The sequence below is a fragment of the Arthrobacter sp. TMN-49 genome, assembly GCF_054511095.1.
On sequence record NZ_JBTNDH010000026.1, the window covers coordinates 34,320 to 50,492 of the forward strand.

The 16,173-nt window shown below is 64.4% G+C and carries 14 protein-coding genes; 4 read left to right on the forward strand and 10 right to left on the reverse strand.

Annotated elements, in window-relative coordinates:
* Window positions 1-64: 64 nt before the first annotated feature.
* The 6 genes from ACX80E_RS12675 to ACX80E_RS12700 all read right to left on the reverse strand — a co-directional run bounded on the left by ACX80E_RS12675 (window position 65) and on the right by ACX80E_RS12700 (window position 6,236).
* A complete protein-coding gene (locus tag ACX80E_RS12675; RefSeq protein ID WP_459302345.1) occupies window positions 65-1,033 on the reverse strand; it encodes an asparaginase in 969 nt (322 codons plus the stop codon).
* Window positions 1,023-1,733 carry a FadR/GntR family transcriptional regulator gene (locus ACX80E_RS12680; protein ID WP_459302346.1) on the reverse strand — a complete coding sequence of 237 codons (711 nt, stop codon included), beginning with the start codon at window positions 1,731-1,733 and terminating at the stop codon, window positions 1,023-1,025. Before ACX80E_RS12680 ends, ACX80E_RS12675 begins: the two co-directional genes overlap by 11 nt.
* Before the next feature lie 223 nt (window positions 1,734-1,956).
* Window positions 1,957-3,936 carry a DUF5107 domain-containing protein gene (locus ACX80E_RS12685; protein ID WP_459302347.1) on the reverse strand — a complete coding sequence of 660 codons (1,980 nt, stop codon included), beginning with the start codon at window positions 3,934-3,936 and terminating at the stop codon, window positions 1,957-1,959.
* A gap of 286 nt (window positions 3,937-4,222) precedes the next feature.
* Complete coding sequence (locus tag ACX80E_RS12690; RefSeq protein ID WP_459302348.1) at window positions 4,223-4,675, reverse strand: hypothetical protein; 453 nt, start codon at window positions 4,673-4,675, stop codon at window positions 4,223-4,225.
* Complete coding sequence (locus tag ACX80E_RS12695; RefSeq protein ID WP_459302349.1) at window positions 4,672-5,589, reverse strand: TIGR01777 family oxidoreductase; 918 nt, start codon at window positions 5,587-5,589, stop codon at window positions 4,672-4,674. The genes ACX80E_RS12690 and ACX80E_RS12695 overlap by 4 nt, the downstream gene beginning before the upstream one ends.
* The gene (locus ACX80E_RS12700) at window positions 5,586-6,236 is read right to left on the reverse strand and encodes a TetR family transcriptional regulator (protein WP_459302350.1); all 651 of its coding nucleotides are present in this window, start codon (window positions 6,234-6,236) and stop codon (window positions 5,586-5,588) included. Before ACX80E_RS12700 ends, ACX80E_RS12695 begins: the two co-directional genes overlap by 4 nt.
* Before the next feature lie 136 nt (window positions 6,237-6,372).
* Here ACX80E_RS12700 and ACX80E_RS12705 point away from each other — a divergent pair, with 136 nt between their 5' ends.
* Window positions 6,373-7,089, forward strand: coding sequence for a class I SAM-dependent methyltransferase (locus ACX80E_RS12705; RefSeq protein WP_459302352.1), 717 nt, complete (start codon window positions 6,373-6,375; stop codon window positions 7,087-7,089).
* Window positions 7,090-7,213: 124 nt separating this feature from the next.
* On the forward strand, window positions 7,214-8,056 hold the full coding sequence (locus ACX80E_RS12710; RefSeq protein WP_459302353.1) for an alpha/beta fold hydrolase: 843 nt from the start codon (window positions 7,214-7,216) through the stop codon (window positions 8,054-8,056).
* Between the two features lie 45 nt (window positions 8,057-8,101).
* Here the strand turns inward: ACX80E_RS12710 and ACX80E_RS12715 are convergent, their stop codons facing one another.
* From ACX80E_RS12715 to speB, 3 genes are all read right to left on the reverse strand, one after another.
* Entirely contained in the window at window positions 8,102-8,605 is a 504-nt protein-coding gene (locus ACX80E_RS12715; RefSeq protein WP_459302359.1) for a maltokinase N-terminal cap-like domain-containing protein, read from the reverse strand.
* 84 nt (window positions 8,606-8,689) lie between these two features.
* Window positions 8,690-10,366: a thiamine pyrophosphate-binding protein gene (locus tag ACX80E_RS12720; RefSeq protein ID WP_459302354.1), complete on the reverse strand. Its 1,677-nt coding sequence runs from the start codon at window positions 10,364-10,366 to the stop codon at window positions 8,690-8,692.
* On the reverse strand, window positions 10,363-11,460 hold the full coding sequence (gene speB, locus ACX80E_RS12725) for an agmatinase (RefSeq protein WP_459302356.1): 1,098 nt from the start codon (window positions 11,458-11,460) through the stop codon (window positions 10,363-10,365). The genes ACX80E_RS12720 and speB overlap by 4 nt, the downstream gene beginning before the upstream one ends.
* A 279-nt stretch (window positions 11,461-11,739) precedes the next feature.
* Between speB and ACX80E_RS12730 the strand changes: the two genes are divergently transcribed.
* Window positions 11,740-13,719 (forward strand): APC family permease, encoded by a 1,980-nt coding sequence (locus tag ACX80E_RS12730; RefSeq protein ID WP_459302357.1) that lies wholly within the window; start codon window positions 11,740-11,742, stop codon window positions 13,717-13,719.
* Here ACX80E_RS12730 and ACX80E_RS12735 read toward each other — a convergent pair.
* Complete coding sequence (locus ACX80E_RS12735) at window positions 13,716-14,303, reverse strand: helix-turn-helix domain-containing protein (protein ID WP_459302358.1); 588 nt, start codon at window positions 14,301-14,303, stop codon at window positions 13,716-13,718. The genes ACX80E_RS12730 and ACX80E_RS12735 overlap by 4 nt on opposite strands.
* Window positions 14,304-14,500: 197 nt before the next feature.
* Here ACX80E_RS12735 and ACX80E_RS12740 point away from each other — a divergent pair, with 197 nt between their 5' ends.
* Complete coding sequence (locus ACX80E_RS12740) at window positions 14,501-15,982, forward strand: sodium:solute symporter family protein (protein ID WP_459302360.1); 1,482 nt, start codon at window positions 14,501-14,503, stop codon at window positions 15,980-15,982.
* The last annotated feature ends 191 nt before the right edge of the window (window positions 15,983-16,173 follow it).

Genomic DNA, 16,173 nt, shown 5'->3' on the forward strand with positions numbered 1-16,173 from the left:
TTCGGGCGCTTCGTTGGGCCCATGATGCGGATGGTGGTGCGGGAAGGTCCTGGGGTCGGGCAGCTCAGCGGTCGAAGGGCAGGCCCCGCAGTTCGCCCACCGGGTGGCCGCCGCCGTACACGGGCAGGTGATTGAAGGCGGCCAATTGTGCCGGAGCAACACCCAGGGCCAGCAGGGCCGGGACCGCCGCCGGCATCCGGGCGCGGTCGCCGCCGTCGGAAATTTTCAGCGCCAGAGCGGTTCCGTCAGCCAGCGCTATCAGCTGGATGCCCTCAAAACCGTCCTTGGCCAGCAGTCCGGGGACGGCCTCCATCAGGGCTGTGACATCCCGGCCGCGGCCGGCCACCAGGTCCGGGTGGGCGCGCATGGCGTCGGCAACCCGGCGTTCGGGCGTACCCGGCGCCGCCGTGACCATGGCCCCAAACGCGCGGGCCATGCCGGTCAGGGACACGCCAAACACCTCGGTGCCGCAGCCGTCGGTGCTGATGACCGTGAGAGTCTCACCGGTCAGTTCCGCCACAACGTCACGGATCAGGACGGTCAGCGGGTGCTCCGGGTGCAGGTACGTTGCCAGGGGCCAGCCGTTGCGGGCACAGGTGGCCAGCAGCGCCGCGTGTTTGCCGGAACAGTTTTGGGCCAGCTGCGTGGGGCCGTTGCCTGCGCGCAGCCAGTCCGCGCGTTCGGTGATGCCGTAGGGCAGATCGGTGGAGTTGCCCAGATCCTCCGGGCGCAGCCCTGCCTCGGCAAGGATCTTGGCCGCCGTGTCCTGATGTTCCGCCGCACCCGAGTGGCTTGCCGCGGCCAGGGCCAGCTGGTCAGTCGGCAGCTCAAGGCCGGCCCGGAGCATGGCCACAGCGATCAGCGGCTTGAGCGCGGATCTGGGGTACACGCGGGCGCCGGGCTCACCGCGCGACAGCAGGCTCCCGCCGTCGGGCCCCACCGCGGCAAGCGAACCAAAGTGGACGCTTTCAACCAGGCCGCCACGGGTTTGCACGGCAAGCGGTGCGTGGGCGGGAAATTCCTTAGTGGTCATGTTCTGCTCCCATGATGACGCCCAGCGCGGCGTCGACGGCTGTGAGGTGGATGGCCATGGCCCGGCCGGCGTCCGTGGCGTTGCCGTCGGTGATGGCGTCCAGGATCATGCCGTGTTCCAGATCGGATTTGCGCGTGCGGCCGGTGATCAGGTTGATGGTTTCGGACTGCTTGGCCATGGCGTCGCGGATGTCGTTGATGACGCGCTCAAACACGCCGTTGCCGCTGGCCCGGGCAATGGCTGCGTGGAAGCTGGCGTCCAGGCTGACCCAGATTTCCGGGTCGTCCTCCTCGGCCATCAGGGCAAGGATGCCGCGCATCTGCTCCAGCTGTTCGGCGGTGCGGCGGGTGGCGGCAAATTCGGCGGCCGGCACCTCGATGTGGGGGCGGGCCTCCATGAGGCTGCGGGCCGAGAACGTGCCAAGGACCAGGTCGCTGGAGGCACGATTGGCGATGACGAAGGTGCCCTTGCCGGTCAGCGTTTCCGTCAGGCCCAGGGCTGTGCAGGATCGCAGCGCCTCCCGGATGACGGAGCGGCTGACACCGTATTGCTGGGCCAAGGTGGTTTCGCTGCTGAGCTTGGTGCCGAGTTGCAGGGCCCCGGCCTCGATGGCTGTGCGGATGGCCTTGAAGACGGCCTCCGCGGCACTGACCCGGACAACCGGCCCCTGTCCTGCTGTCCAGCTGTCTGACAAGTTCATAAGGGAGACTATGACACGGCTCACAAGCTCCTGTCAATCCGCCCCACACTTCAGACGCTATCGCAGCAATGGTCAACTTTTCCGGGACGCTCTCGCAGCAATGGTCACGAAAAGCGCAACGCTCTCGCAACGGGTGAGAGAGCGTTCGCGAAAAAGCAACCATTGCTGCGAGAGCGTTGGGGAAAAACACACCATTGCTGCGAGAGCGTCTGTCGGTGCGGGGCTACTGCATGCTGAACTGGTATTCGGCCGGGACGGCCTCGCCGGGGCACACCTCGCGCCACAGCTCCGTCAGGGAGTTCACGCCCTCGCGCAGATCGGCCACTTCAATGCCCGCCTTGAGGATGGCAGCCGCAGCTGCACGCTCACCTGTTCGGGCGCACGCCAGCGCCTGCAGGAACTTGACCCGCCCCACCGCTGCCAACGGCTCCGGCGCAAGGCTGAATATCTCAAGCGCCAGCTGCGCATGGCCGTTGTCCACGGCCATGGTCATGGCTTCCACCAGAAGCCAGCGGTTGTCCACCTCCAGGGCACATGCGGTACTGAACTGGGCCAAGCCGCCGGTGATGTCACCGGCCGCCAGCAACACCAAGGCAAGACCACGCAGCGCCAGGACCCGGCTCCGCGGGCTGAGCGGATCCGCTGCAATTGGGGTTCCAGCCAAAACCGCGCGGTACAGGTCTGCAACGACAGCCAGATCTTCGGCGCTGTTCGACGCCCGGGCGTGGACCATGACCGCGCGGTGGAAGGCCGCCTCGGCGCTGGCGTTGCCGCCGGCCGTGAGCAAGTCCTCCCAATCCAGGCCGCGAACAAAGGCGCGGGCACCGCCGAAGGGCTGGCCGTCGTTGCTCTTGAGCAGTTCCAGCCACGGCTCTTGATCGGAGGTGAGGGTTTCGGGCGCAAACGGGGTTCCCGATTCATTGAGCCACTCCAGCCCTGCATGGCGGCGACGCAGCACCTCCAAAGCACCCCAGCCACTGCCAGCCAGCACCATTTCCGCAGGTGGCAGATCAGCCCAGCGTCCGGCGTCGGACAAGGCATCAGCGATGGCGGCCTCCGAAACCAGGGCCTCGACGCGCTGCGCGCCATGAGCGACGGCGTCGTCCCAGGGACCGGCTGCGAGCGCGGGGTCAAGGGCGGCGTTCCCGTACGCCTCCACCCAGTGCCAGCTGGCACCGGCGGGCATGGGCACGTGCTCAAATTGGGTCTGGGCCAGCCCGGCCTGGATCTCCGCGTAGTGCCGCGGTTCGCCCGAAATGGTGGGTGTCAGCCATTCCTGCCAGCGGTGCCCGCCCACGGTTTCGCCCCATATGAACAGCTTCCGGCCGCGCAGTTGCGCCGACGATACCAACGCGAGCCCGTCGCCGTCGCCGTCGGCTGCAACCTCCCAGCGGCGCTCCGCCGCGGCGATGTCGAAGAAGAAGTCGGTGGCCTGGGCGTTGTTGACGGGCCAGGTGGCGTCCCTGCCGTGGAAATTGGTGGCATCCACGCGGGTCATGGAACCGTCGTAGTCGGTGGCGTAGGATTCCTTCGCCGGGGCAATCACGCGCGTTGCGGGGGTCTGCGGGACGGCGGCGTTGGTCCACCAGTACATGGGCACGGTTTTGTCATTCGGGTTTTGAATGCGCACGGCCACGAACACCACGGGCGAGTCCTCCGGCAGCCATGCGTCGATCTGAAATACCACCTCACGCAGCCTGTCGAACTCCCACATCCGCAGGATTTCCTGCCCTTCGGGGGTCCGCACGATCGCCGAATGCAGGGGTGAGCTGGAGGTGGGCGAGTGCCCGCGCGTGCCGATGTTGTATTCGATTCCGCCGGCAAACCAGGCGTTGCGCAGGGCCAGGTTGCCGAACATGATCCGGTCCTGGGTGTGCAGCAATTCCTTGCCTGTCGCCTTGTCGGTGAGTTCCCAGAGCCGGCCACCGAGCTGCGGCAGGAACAGCGCCCGAACCTTGCTGTTTTCTAGCACGACGGCGGTCAGTTCCGTGGGGCTGACGTCCCGGGAGTAGCTCTCCTGCAGGGGGTAGGGGTAGATGTTGTTCACTTTCCCCCAACCCACGCCCGCGGCAATCCCCTCCGGGATGCCCTCACCCACCGTGTAGGGCGGCTCCAACAACGGCTGAACGGATGGCATGGGCGAATCCGGCCCCAGTTCGGCCAGTTCAATCACTCGAGTGGTGAGCGTCAGGGTGGAAGTCATGCGGTGTTCCTGTTCCGGGATGGAGATGCCTGAGGTGGCGGGTGCACGAGTTCTGCTGCCCACTGGTGAATGGTCAGGAGCCTACCGGATTTAGCTGCTTTGTGGATGGAGAGCCCTTCCAACAAGCACATTGTGTCAAAACCGTGTCGGGTACCGGCAGGCGTGATGTGTCGTACGACGCCGGCCTGCCGCCTGTTCTTGCTACCCCCTCCGCCGCTGGTGTTGAGAAGCCCCCTGCCACGGCGAAGGCGCACAGGCTTCCTCCGCGAGCCTTGGGGTGGGGCCTTCACAGTGCGTTGCGCCAGGTCACCAGCTTCATGACGCTTGCCCGGCCGATGGCGGCACTCACGGCGACCCCCGCAACAATGACGAAATTGCCGGGGATCAATTCGCCTTGGCCCCAGAACATCAGCACTGCCGTGACAGTACCGGTGGCCAGCGCAAACGCCAACACGTGGAGCCTTTGGTCGCGGACCCGGCGCAGCGGCCAGGCAATCAGGATCGCCAGCGGCAGCCCCACGCTGGCTGCAACGGGGAAGCCGTAGAACAGGACAACGAGCAGAAGAGACAAGCCGGCGAAACCTCCTTCCCCTAGGAAACCGAACACCGTCAATCCCAGACAAAACACCAGGAACGTCACGGCCCAGCCGATCAGCACGGCCGGGGCACCGTAGCGCATGCTGAAGCGCTCGGGCGTCACAGCAACGTCCGGCCGCTCAGTGTTGGCGTCGTTTGTCATCGAACCGCCTCCTTCATATCTTGCACGCAGCTGCTCCCCACGATGTCCTCAAGGGCACCTCCCAGGTCCGGGTGCAGCCAGATGAATCCGGCGTCCTGCAACTTCCGGGCGGAAACCCAGCGGCTCTTGAGTACCAGCTCCGTTTCGGTGCGAATGATCACGGCCCCGATCGTAAGCAGCCACGCTGGTGTGGGCAGTCCGAACCGGACCCCGTTTGCCGCGCGCACTGCTGCCATCAGCTCCGCATTCGTCACCACATGAGGGGCGGCAATGTTGACCGGACCGGTGATCTCGCGGTGCTCATGGAGGAACAAGACGGCCCGGAACAAGTCGTCAACGTGAATCCAGCTGTATTTTTGCCGGCCGACTCCCATGCGCCCGCCCAACCCCAGCCGGGCCAGGTTGCTGAAGGGCCGCATGACGCCACCGCCTTGGCCCATGGCGATGGTGATGCGCAGCGGTATCTTGCGTGTGTGCGGAGTGTGCGCCGCGGCGAGCGTCGCTTCCCAGCCCCGCGCCACGTCCACGGAAAAGCCGGAGCCCAGTTCGCCGTCGTCCTCGTCTTGGGCACGGTCCCGGGCATCCCGGTAAATGGTGCCCGTGCTGGCGTTGAACCAGTCCCGCGGCGGGTGGTTGCAGGCGGCGACCGCGCGGCCCAGCTCGGCGGTGGTGTCCATGCGCGAGCGGATGATTTCAGCCGTATTGGCCGGGGTGTAGCGGCAGGAGACTGACTTTCCGGCGAGGTTGATCAGCAGCTCGGCCCCGTCCAACAGCCCGGTGATGGCGGAGGTGTCGCCCCAGACGGCGTCGCCCGAACGGCCAATGGTGCGGACCCGCCACCCGGCCTCGGCAAAGTGGCAGCGAAAATGGGTGCCGAGGAATCCGGAGGCCCCGGCGATGACAACTGTTTTCACAGCTGCACCTTCGCCTTGAGCGCCAGCGCTTCCTCCACCAACTGCTTCACCACAGGCAGCCGCGAAAAGGACACCAGCTTGGCCACCAGGGGTGCGGCCCCGTCGATCAAGGTCCGGGTGCGGCGCTGATTCGCGGAGCTGTCATAAACCCAGAACAGCACCACCCCCATGTAGGCCAGCCACAGCAGTTCTGGCAGCTGTGCGCGGAGGAAGTGCGGAACTTTTGTGCCGTCAATGACGTCGGCGAAGATCCCCACGGCGTTCTCCCGGGCCTCCTTGGACGCCTCACCAAAAGGGCTCAGCGCAGACCGTGGCGGGAGGGCACTGGACATGAACGCACCGCCAAAGTCGTGGTACGGAGTCAGCGCGTCCACGCCGGCGCGAAGTGCCGCCTTGAGCCTGTCCGCCAATCCGTTGACACCGCTCATGGCCACGGCTGCGGCGGCGCGCTGCTCAGCCACGGATTCCCGGTACAACTCCAACACCAGCTCATCCTTGGAGGCGTAGTAGTAGTAGGCGCTGCCCAGGGAAACACCTGCTTCACCGGCTATGGCCCGCATGGTGGTCTTTGCGAACCCCCGGGTGCGGAACATGCCCAGGGCAGTATCCAAGACCAGTGCCTTGGTTTGCGCGCCCTTGCCATCCATCGTCAGATCCCCTTTTTTGAACGTGTTCAATTATCAGTAAAGCACTGTTTTTGAACATGTTCAATACTGTCTCACGGACTGCAGCCAAACACCCCACAGCAACCACGGCCCGCGTTGCTGTGCAAGACTGTGCAACATGTCAGCAGCATGGATCGATGAACTCTTGGTACCGGGCCGCCAGTTGCGCCAGCTCGACGGCGGACTCCTCTCGGCGCTCGACGCGGACGACCACGGGTCCTCCTATGACAGGCGGGCGGCCTTCTACGACCGCATCGTTGGCTCCAGGATGTACAACCGCCTGGTGTGGGGATCATCGCCGGCCTCATACGCCGCATTTGCCGCCACGGCTGTTGCTGGCGGCCTCGGCCCGATGCTGGATGTGGGCTGCGGCAGCGCAGTTTTCACTGCCGGCCCCTACCGCCGCACCGATCGCCCACTCATACTTGTTGACCGATCGCTGGGGATGCTGAGTCGCGCCGCAGAGCGCCTGGAGGCCAATGGGGTCAACCGGCACCGGATGGCGTTGATCCAAGCGGATCTGTTCGATCTGCCCTTCCTCCCCCAGGCATTTACGGCTGTCGCCAGCTTCGGCGTGCTGCACCTCTTCGACGACGTCGCCACCACCTTGGGCGCCCTAAAATCTCAAGTGTCACCAGGCGGCACGCTCCATGCCACGTCACTGGTCAGCGGGTCCGCCCGTGGACGCCGCGCCCTGGCCCTGCTGCACCGCACCGGCGAGGTGGCGACCCCGCGCACCGAAGACGAACTGGGTGCCGCAGCCCGCCAGGTGCTCGGTCCCGCCGCGTCGATCAGCAAGGAAGGGTCCATGGCGTTCTTGAGCTGGCAGAACTGAACCCACCACAGCGAACCAACACCCGGGTCAACAGTGACGCAAACGCCTCCCCCTTGTGCCGGCAGGCAAGTCGCGTTATGTTCGGGCACGTACACCCGCTCTACTCCCGACCGGAAGGCACCCCATGGCTTACATCACCGTTGGAACTGAAAATAGCGCCAAAATTGAGCTTTACTATGAAGATCAGGGGGCCGGCCAGCCGGTGGTGCTGATTCACGGCTACCCGCTCGACGGGCACAGCTGGGAACGCACTGCACGCGAACTGCTCGACGCCGGCTACCGGGTCATCGCCTACGACCGCCGCGGATTTGGCCAATCGAGCAAGGTTGCTGCGGGCTACGACTACGACACCTTTGCCGCAGATCTAAACACGATCTTGGAGACGCTCGATCTCAAGAACGCCATTCTGGTGGGGTTCTCCATGGGCACCGGCGAGCTGGCCCGCTACGTTGCCAAGTACGGCCACGCACGCATTGCCAAGCTGGCCTTTCTGGCCTCACTCGAGCCATTCCTGGTGGCACGGGAGGACAACCCGGACGGTGTCCCACAGGAGGTCTTCGACGGCATAGCCGCCCAGGCCAAGGACGACCGCTTTGCCTGGTTCACGAACTTCTTCGGTGATTTCTACAATCTTGATGACAACCTCGGCACCAGGATCAGCCAGGAGGCCGTGACGGCCAGCTGGAACGTTGCCGTCTCAAGCGCAGCCGTGGCCGCCTACGCCGTGGTACCGGCCTGGATCGAGGATTTTCGCGGTGACGTGGAAGCAGTAAAGGCCAGCGGTTTGCCGGCGCTGATTCTGCACGGCACGGCGGATAACATCTTGCCCATTGATGCCACGGCCCGTCGCTTCCGCACGGCCCTGCCGGGGGCCGACTATGTGGAAATCGAAGGCGCTCCCCACGGCTTGCTCTGGACCCATGCCGAGGAAGTCAACGCGGCACTGCTGGCGTTCCTGCAAAAATAGCCGGAGCATTCCCGGTTACACGGCCTGACGCCACGCCGCGCGGCGTCAGGGCGCGGCCGGGCCGTCCCCCACGCTGGCCAGCAGCTGCTGCTCGACGCCGGACCAACTGACGGTGAGATGGGGCCCCGGTTGTGGCGTGCCGGTGGCGCCCACCACCCTGCGGAGCACCAGTGCCAACGGCCCCACGGGGATGGCCGTGATGCCAGCTGCGGTGTGGGGCGTGCCGATGACCAGTTCGGGGACGGCCGCGCCGTCAGTTCCGGTGCTGGTCAGCTGCGCCACAGCCAGCTCGGCCACATACACGGGGTCGCCGGTGGCGTCATAGACCCAGCGGTGACCAAGGACCGAATGCTCCATGGTGCCCATCAGGAACGCCTCGGCACCAGCCAGCGGCGCGCCGCGATACGTCAACGGCACCTGGTAGACGCGATGTCCGGCACCCACCAGCTGGGTCTCGATCCCCACCTCCCCGGCCGGGTCATCGAAGCGGAAGGAGCCCAGCCGCGCCAAGGGCGAGTCGCCGCCGTCGAACCAGTCTTGCAGCGGCAGCCAGGCTCAGCCTCCCCGCGAAAGTACAGTTAATGCCAATGTTCCAGTTGAACATCGGCATTAACTGTACTTTCGCGGGGGCGGTTAGATGTCCAGGTGGGTGGGCCCAAACATCTTCAACAGCACATCAACCACGACCACGTTGGGTCCGTCGGCGGCGAAGCCGGCCGTGAGTGCCGCCCCCACATCCTCGGGCTTCACGCGCTGGGCGGGAACACCGAAGGCCTCCGCCAGTTTCACAAAGTCGGGCCGGGCCAGCTCGGTGTGCGTGGCCTTGCCGAAGGTGTCGATCATGTATTCGCGCAAGATGCCGTAGCCGCCGTCGTCCACGATGAGCCAGGTGACCGGGGCGTTGTGCTGCTTGGCGGTGGCCAGTTCGGCGATGGAGTACATGGAGGAACCGTCGCCGGCCACGGCCAGCACTCGGGACGGCCGGCCCAAGCGTTGCAGGCCAAGCGCGCCGCCAATGGCCGCCGGGAAGCCGTAGCCCAATCCGCCGGCGCCCTGTGCGGAATGGAATTCGCCGTCCTTGGCATCCCAGCAGCTCCAGCCCCAGTAGGCGGAGATGGTCATGTCCCAGAAGGTCTGCATATCGGCCGGGACTGCCGCACGAATGTCGGCCATGAACTTGCGTTCCAGGCCCAGGTCCTGCCCGTCGAGGCGGTCCTGCACCTTGGCCAAGGCGTCGGCCACAACGGACTGCGGGGTGTCACCGTGCCAATCCGCATTCTCACCGTGAGGTTCGCTCAAGGCCGCGTCGAGCATGCGCAGGGCCTGGCCGGCGTCGGCCCTAATCCCCAGGGCGGGTCGGTTGGATTCGAGCACCCGGGGTTCGGCGTCGATCTGGATGATCCGTCCGCGCGGCTCCATCGTGAAGTAGTTGCTGGAAACCTCGCCCAGCGACGAACCAATGACCACCAGCACGTCGGCGTCCTCAAGAACTTCCGTCACGTACTTGTCCTCCACCCACGACTGGAGTGAGAGTTCGTGGTTCCAGGGGAACGCGCCGTTGCCGCCGGGGGTGCACACCACCGGAGCGTTGAGCTTTTCGGCCAGCGACAACAGGGGCTCTTGGGCGCGTCCACGCCTGACACCGCCACCAGCCACAATGGCCGGGCGCTTGGCGGCGGACAACCACTTCACGGCCTCGCGGACCAGCTCAACCCGCGGCGGGTTGTCGAAAGGCTCAGCCAGGGCATCCTCCACGGCGGGCACAAAGATGGGATCCAGCAGCACGTTTTGCGGCACTTCAATCCAGACAGGACCCTGCGGGGAGGACACTGCTTCGGTCCACGCATCCTGGATGGCTGAGGGAATGCCGGAGGCATGCTGGATGAGGCGTTGGCTCTTGGTCACGTTCGCAGCCGACGCTTTTTGGTCATCCAACTGGTGCAGCATGCCCTTGCGGCGCGCGCCCAGGCCTTCCAGCGGGATCTGGCTGGCCACCACAATCATGGGCACGCCCGTGGCGTAGGCTTCCTGCAGTCCGGCCAGGGCCGTCAACGCGCCGGGGCCCGTGGAGAGGAACAAGACGCCCACTTCACCGGTTGCGCGGGAGTAGCCGTCGGCGGAGAACGCCGAGTTGTTCTCCACGCGGGAGGAGACAAAGTGCAGCGGCGAACGGCTCAGGGCGTCAAACAAGCCAAGGGCGTGCTGTCCGGGGATGCCAAAAACTGTTTTGGCACCCAGGGCGGTCAGTGTTTCCACCACCAGGTCGCCACCGTTGCGCTGCGGCTGGGCCTCAACGCCCGGGGCGTTCACTTGGTGCCGCCTTCGGTGATGGACGGCGCCGCCACCGGGGACGGCGCAAAGCCGGCCGGCCGATGCCGCCCCTCGGCGTCAAGGGCCTGGGCGGCGTAGCCGTTGGGCGCACCGAAGCGGTCCCCCGGAACAAAGTTATCCGACATCAAGGTCACCAATTCGTAGCCCACATGGCTTGCGGCGATGCCTGTAATTTCGGCGTGGTCGTACGCCGGCGCCACCTCCACAATGTCAGCACCCACCAGGTTCATGCCACGGAAACCACGGATGATCTCAATGAGTTCGCGGCTGGTGATGCCACCGGCCTCGGGGGTGCCGGTGCCGGGGGCATGTGCCGGATCCAGCACGTCGATGTCCACCGAAATGTAGAGCGGGCGGTTGCCGATCCTGTCGCGGATCTTCGCCACGGTCTCCAGCACGCCCTGGTAGTACACGTCGGCGGCCGTAACAATGCCAAAACCGAAGCGGTGATCGTCGTCAAGGTCCTTCTTGCCGTACAGCGGCCCGCGGGTGCCCACATGCGAGATGGCCTCGGTGTCCAGGATGCCCTCCTCAACAGCGCGGCGGAACGGGGTCCCGTGCGTGTACTCGGCACCAAAATAGGTGTCCCAGGTGTCCAGGTGTGCATCAAAGTGCAGCATGGCAACGGGTTCGCCGGCGCGTTCGGCGGCCGCACGCAGCAGCGGCAACGCGATGGTGTGGTCGCCACCGATCGTCAGGAGCTTGGCGCCGTCGGCCGTCAGATCCAGCGCATTTTGTTGAATCGTCTCAATAGCTTCATTGATATTGAACGGGTTCACGGCCATGTCACCGGCGTCGGCCACCTGACAGTTCTCAAACGGCGACACGTCCCAGGCCGGGTTGTACGGGCGCAGCAGCCGCGACGCCTCGCGCACGTGGTTGGCGCCGAAGCGGGCGCCGGGACGGTAGGAAACGCCACTGTCGAAGGGAACCCCGACGACGGCGACATCGGCCCGGGTGACCTGGTCCAGACGAGGCAGGCGCGCGTACGTGGCTGCGCCTGCATAGCGTGGAATCCGGGCGGAGTCGATGGGGCCTAAGTTGCCGTTGGCCTCTATCCGGAGCTCTTTCATGGACATCCTCATTTCATTTGCAACTGGTGTCATGCGCGTGATGTGCAGAGGAGTAGACGTGGGTCACATCCCTGCGGTTGTTCACCATAGTACAACCGATGTTGCCTACTGGGAACCAAATATTTTCTCTGGGATACATTCTTCACCATTGACCGGTGGCGCATGTGCCACGGCTAACGTTGCTCGTATAGATTTCGTCAAGACCGGCCCGTTCGTTCCCCGCCCGGGGCTAACCTCTAGTAGTTGCCTTTGGATGGCTGCGCTACGAAAGGCCCACGTGTGACATCGCTTGCAAGACCCCCGGCTGACCCCCGCGACGGACGGAAGCCCCGGGGTAGAGCCGCACTGCACCAATGGCTGCTCGAGGGCATGCCCGAAGGCTCCGGCAAACGTCAGGGCCCGCACGGTCGCCCGGCCGCCAACCACAAGCCGCATTCCTGGTGGCGGGTCATGTGCCTGACGGGTTTGGACTATTTCTCCACCCTTGGCTACCAACCGGCCATTGCCGCGCTGGCTGCGGGCGTGCTGGCACCGTTGGCCACCATTGTGTTGGTGCTGGTCACCCTGTTGGGCGCCCTGCCGGTGTACAAGCGGGTGGCCCGGGAAAGTCCGCACGGGGCCGGCTCCATCGCCATGCTTGAACGCCTGCTCCCACGCTGGTGGGGGAAATTGTTTGTGCTGGCGCTGCTGGGCTTTGCAGCCACCGATTTCATGATCACCATTACGCTCTCCGCCGCCGACGCCACAGCCCACGTCATTGAAAACCCTTTTGCCCCGGCCTTCCTGCACGGGCACAACGTTGGCATCACCTTGTTCCTGATCGCCGCGCTTGCTGCCGTGTTCCTGCGCGGGTTCAAGGAAGCCATGAGCATCGCCGTGGCACTCGTGGCAGTCTTCCTCACCCTGAATCTTGTGGTCATCTCGGTGGCGCTGGCCAAAGTGACCCAGAGCCCCTGGCTCACGGCCGATTGGTGGGGCGCCCTGACCACCCAGCACGGCAGCCCCTTCATGGTCATTGCCGTTGCCCTACTGGTTTTTCCGCGTTTGGCGCTGGGCCTGTCAGGTTTTGAAACCGGCGTCGCCGTGATGCCGCAAATCAAGGGACACTTCAGCGACACGGAGAAAAATCCGGAGGGCCGCATCAAGGGCGCCCACAGGTTGCTCACCACGGCGGCGCTGATCATGAGCACCTTCCTCATCACCTCCTCACTCGCCACCACCATCTTGATCCCGGCCGCCGAATTCCAACCCGGCGGGGAAGCCAACGGACGCGCCCTGGCCTTCCTCGCCCATGATCTGCTCGGCGAAGGCTTCGGCACCGTCTATGACATCAGCACGATTGCCATTTTGTGGTTCGCCGGCGCCAGCGCCATGGCCGGGCTCCTGAACCTGGTGCCGCGCTACCTGCCGCGTTTTGGCATGGCCCCGGAATGGGCGGCGGCCGTGCGCCCCCTGGTGCTCGTGTTCACGGTCATCGCGATTCTGATCACCATCGTTTTCAAGGCCGACGTCGACGCCCAGGGCGGTGCCTACGCGACGGGCGTGTTGGTGCTCATCACCTCGGCAGCCATCGCCGTCACCTTGTCCGCCAAACGGAAAGGCGAAAAATGGAAGGTGGCCGGTTTTGGTGCTGTCTCGCTGGCCTTCGTCTACACGACCGTGGCGAACTCCATTGAGCGCCCCGACGGCTTGAAGATCGCCGGGCTCTTCATCCTGGGCATTGTGGTGGTGAGCCTGCTGTCCCGGGTGCGGCGCGCCTTTGAATTGCGTGCCACCTATATCCGTATGGATGAAGCCGCCATGAACTTCGTGGCAGCCGTGGACGCGGGCACCATCCGGATCATTTCCCATGACCCCAAGACCCGCAATGCACCCGCCTACCGGCACAAACTCGCACACGCATCCCAAGTCAATGAGATCGGGGATCCGCGTGAGGTGCTGTTCATGGAGGTCATTGTGGATGACTCCTCAGACTTTGAAACAGCCTTGGAGGTTCGGGGCATTACCCGGCACGGCTTCAAAATATTGGAGGTCCACGCCTCCAACGTGCCCAACACCATCGCCGCCGTGCTGCTGCACATTCGCGACGCCACGGGGCTCATTCCGCACATTTATTTCCGCTGGACCGAGGGCAATCCGATCACCAATTTGCTACGATTCCTGTTCATTGGCGAGGGCGAAATTGCGCCCGTCACCCGGGAAGTGCTGCGGGAGGCCGAGCCGGATCTGTTGCAGCGGCCCTGGGTGCATGTGGGCTAATGACTGCTGGAGCCCGATGCCGCCGGAACAAGAATCCACAGGGCTTCCACCGGCTGGGCCGTATAGTTCTCCCAGCTGTGGGGTTCGCGACCGGGGAAGGACAGCGTGTCCCCCGCCTTCAGGTCATAGGATTCTTGGGTCATGCGCAGGGTCAGCTCACCGCTGATGATGTGCAAAACGTCCACGTCGCAGTCCACGGCGTACAACTCCGCCTCGCCACGCCCGTAGGGCGCAATGGTGGCGCCAAGGATTTGCAGGCGCCGTTCGGAACGCGACGTCAGCAGGCGCTCAACAATGCCTTCGCCGCCCAGGGAAATCCGCGGACCTTCACCTTTGCGGTTCAAGTGCGTTTCGGGCACGGCGAACAGTTCCCCGATGGAAATCGACAGCACCTGACACAGGGTCACCAGCGAGGCAACGCTGGGTGAGGTGAGGTCACGCTCCACCCGGCTCAGGAACCCTTTGGTCAGTCCTGTTGCATCAGCCACCTGCTCAATGGTGAGTCTTTGGTCCTGACGGGCCGCACGAATACGTGACCCAATGGCCACAGGTGTGGAACTGGGCTCCAGGGGCAAAGCTTTCATGGCGGCTCCTCACAACACGGCCGGCCCTGACGAATTTTTCAAGCGGCACATTGACCGTAACTACCATCACAGTTTAGCCCAATAGACAACGAATGTTGCTTTACGGGCAATAGTTACTCGGGGCCATCCCCCTACTTCACACTCTGGAGCATCTCGTGGACTTAAACGTCGCCATAGTTGTCTTTTATTTGGTGGCCATGCTGACTTTCGGTTGGTGGGGAAAATCGCGCACCAAGAACAATAGCGACTTCCTTGTTGCCGGGCGCCGGCTAGGCCCGTTCCTCTACACCGGGACCATGGCCGCAGTGGTTCTCGGCGGCGCCTCCACGGTGGGAGGCGTGGGGCTTGGCTACAAGTTCGGCATCTCCGGCATGTGGCTTGTTGTGGCCATTGGTGTTGGCGTCCTCGTGTTGAGCCTGCTGTTCGCACCCACCATACAAAAGCTCAAAATCTATACTGTCTCGCAAATGCTGAGCCTGCGCTACGGCCAGGAGACCACCAAAATTTCCGGCATCGTCATGTTGGCCTACACCATCATGATCTCGGCAACCTCCACCGGCGCTTACGCCACCATCTTCGTGGTGTTGTTTGGCTGGGACAGGTGGCTGGCCATCGCCGTGGGTGGCGCCATTGTGCTGCTCTACTCCACGATTGGCGGCATGTGGTCCATCACTCTGGCCGATCAGGTGCAGTTCGTCATCAAGACTGTGGGCATCTTCTTGCTCATGCTCCCGTTCGCCTGGAACGCAGCCGGCGGCTTGGGCGGCATCAGGGACCGCCTTGACGCCAGCTTCTTCCGGCGGGACGGCATCGGCATCCAGACCATCATCACCTACTTTGTGGTTTACACCCTGGACTTGCTGATCGGCCAGGACATTTGGCAGCGCGTCTTCACAGCCCGCGACCCCCGGGTGGCCCGCTGGGGCGGCGCCACGGCTGGCGTCTACTGCATCCTTTACGGTGTGGCCGGCGCCTTGATCGGCATGGCAGCCTATGTGGCACTGCCGGCCATTGATGTTGCCAACCTTGGCAAGGATGTGGTCTACGCAGAAGTTGCCACCCAGCTGTTGCCCATGGGCATTGGCGGCATTGTGATGGCTGCCGCCGTGGCCGCCATGATGTCCACGGCATCGGGGTCCCTCATTGCCGCAGCAACCGTTGCCCGCAAGGATGTTGTGCCGTTCGTGGCCAGCTGGTTCGGTAAGACCATCGACACCTCCGACACAGACAACCCCGAGCATGACGTCAACGCCAACCGTTGGTACGTGCTGATCCTGGGCGTACTGGTTGTCTTGATCTCCATTGTTGTCAACGACGTGGTGTTCGCCCTGACCATCGCCTACGACATCCTGGTGGGCGGGCTCCTGGTTGCCATCATTGGCGGCCTGGTCTGGCGGCGCGGCACGGGGCTCGGCGCCGCCTGGTCCATGTTCGTGGGTTGCCTGGTGACAATTGTTTTGCTGGTCCTCTACGCCACAGGCGTTATTGACAGCGTGGACGGCATCTACGCGAACGAACCCATCTACTACGGCCTGGGCTCCTCCTTGCTGGTCTACTTGGTTGTCTCCCTGCTAACCCCCGTCACGCCGGCCCACATCCGCAAGGCCTGGGAAGACCGTTTGGCAGCCGCAGTCACGGATTCCAATCCGGAACACGTGCTCGTGCAGGAGCAGAACTAACCCGCTCACCCACCCAACTGACCCGCAGAAAACGCCGAAAAACACGGTTGAACCGTGAATTTTCGGCGTTTTCTGCGGGTCAGTTGTGTGGGTGCTGGACGAAAGCGGGGGGGGGGGGGAGGAGGGAAGGTGGACAACAACCCCACCCGCTGTAAAAGGGGCAAGGGGGGGGGAGGATTGAGAGGGGGGAA

Coding starts and splice junctions, on each gene's coding strand:
- ACX80E_RS12675 (WP_459302345.1), bottom strand. CDS start 1,033: ATGACCACTAAGGAATTTCCCGCCCACGCACCGCTTGCCGTGCAAACC.
- ACX80E_RS12680 (WP_459302346.1), bottom strand. CDS start 1,733: ATGAACTTGTCAGACAGCTGGACAGCAGGACAGGGGCCGGTTGTCCGG.
- ACX80E_RS12685 (WP_459302347.1), bottom strand. CDS start 3,936: ATGACTTCCACCCTGACGCTCACCACTCGAGTGATTGAACTGGCCGAA.
- ACX80E_RS12690 (WP_459302348.1), bottom strand. CDS start 4,675: ATGACAAACGACGCCAACACTGAGCGGCCGGACGTTGCTGTGACGCCC.
- ACX80E_RS12700 (WP_459302350.1), bottom strand. CDS start 6,236: ATGGATGGCAAGGGCGCGCAAACCAAGGCACTGGTCTTGGATACTGCC.
- ACX80E_RS12705 (WP_459302352.1), top strand. CDS start 6,373: ATGTCAGCAGCATGGATCGATGAACTCTTGGTACCGGGCCGCCAGTTG.
- ACX80E_RS12710 (WP_459302353.1), top strand. CDS start 7,214: ATGGCTTACATCACCGTTGGAACTGAAAATAGCGCCAAAATTGAGCTT.
- speB (WP_459302356.1), bottom strand. CDS start 11,460: ATGAAAGAGCTCCGGATAGAGGCCAACGGCAACTTAGGCCCCATCGAC.
- ACX80E_RS12735 (WP_459302358.1), bottom strand. CDS start 14,303: ATGAAAGCTTTGCCCCTGGAGCCCAGTTCCACACCTGTGGCCATTGGG.
- ACX80E_RS12740 (WP_459302360.1), top strand. CDS start 14,501: ATGCTGACTTTCGGTTGGTGGGGAAAATCGCGCACCAAGAACAATAGC.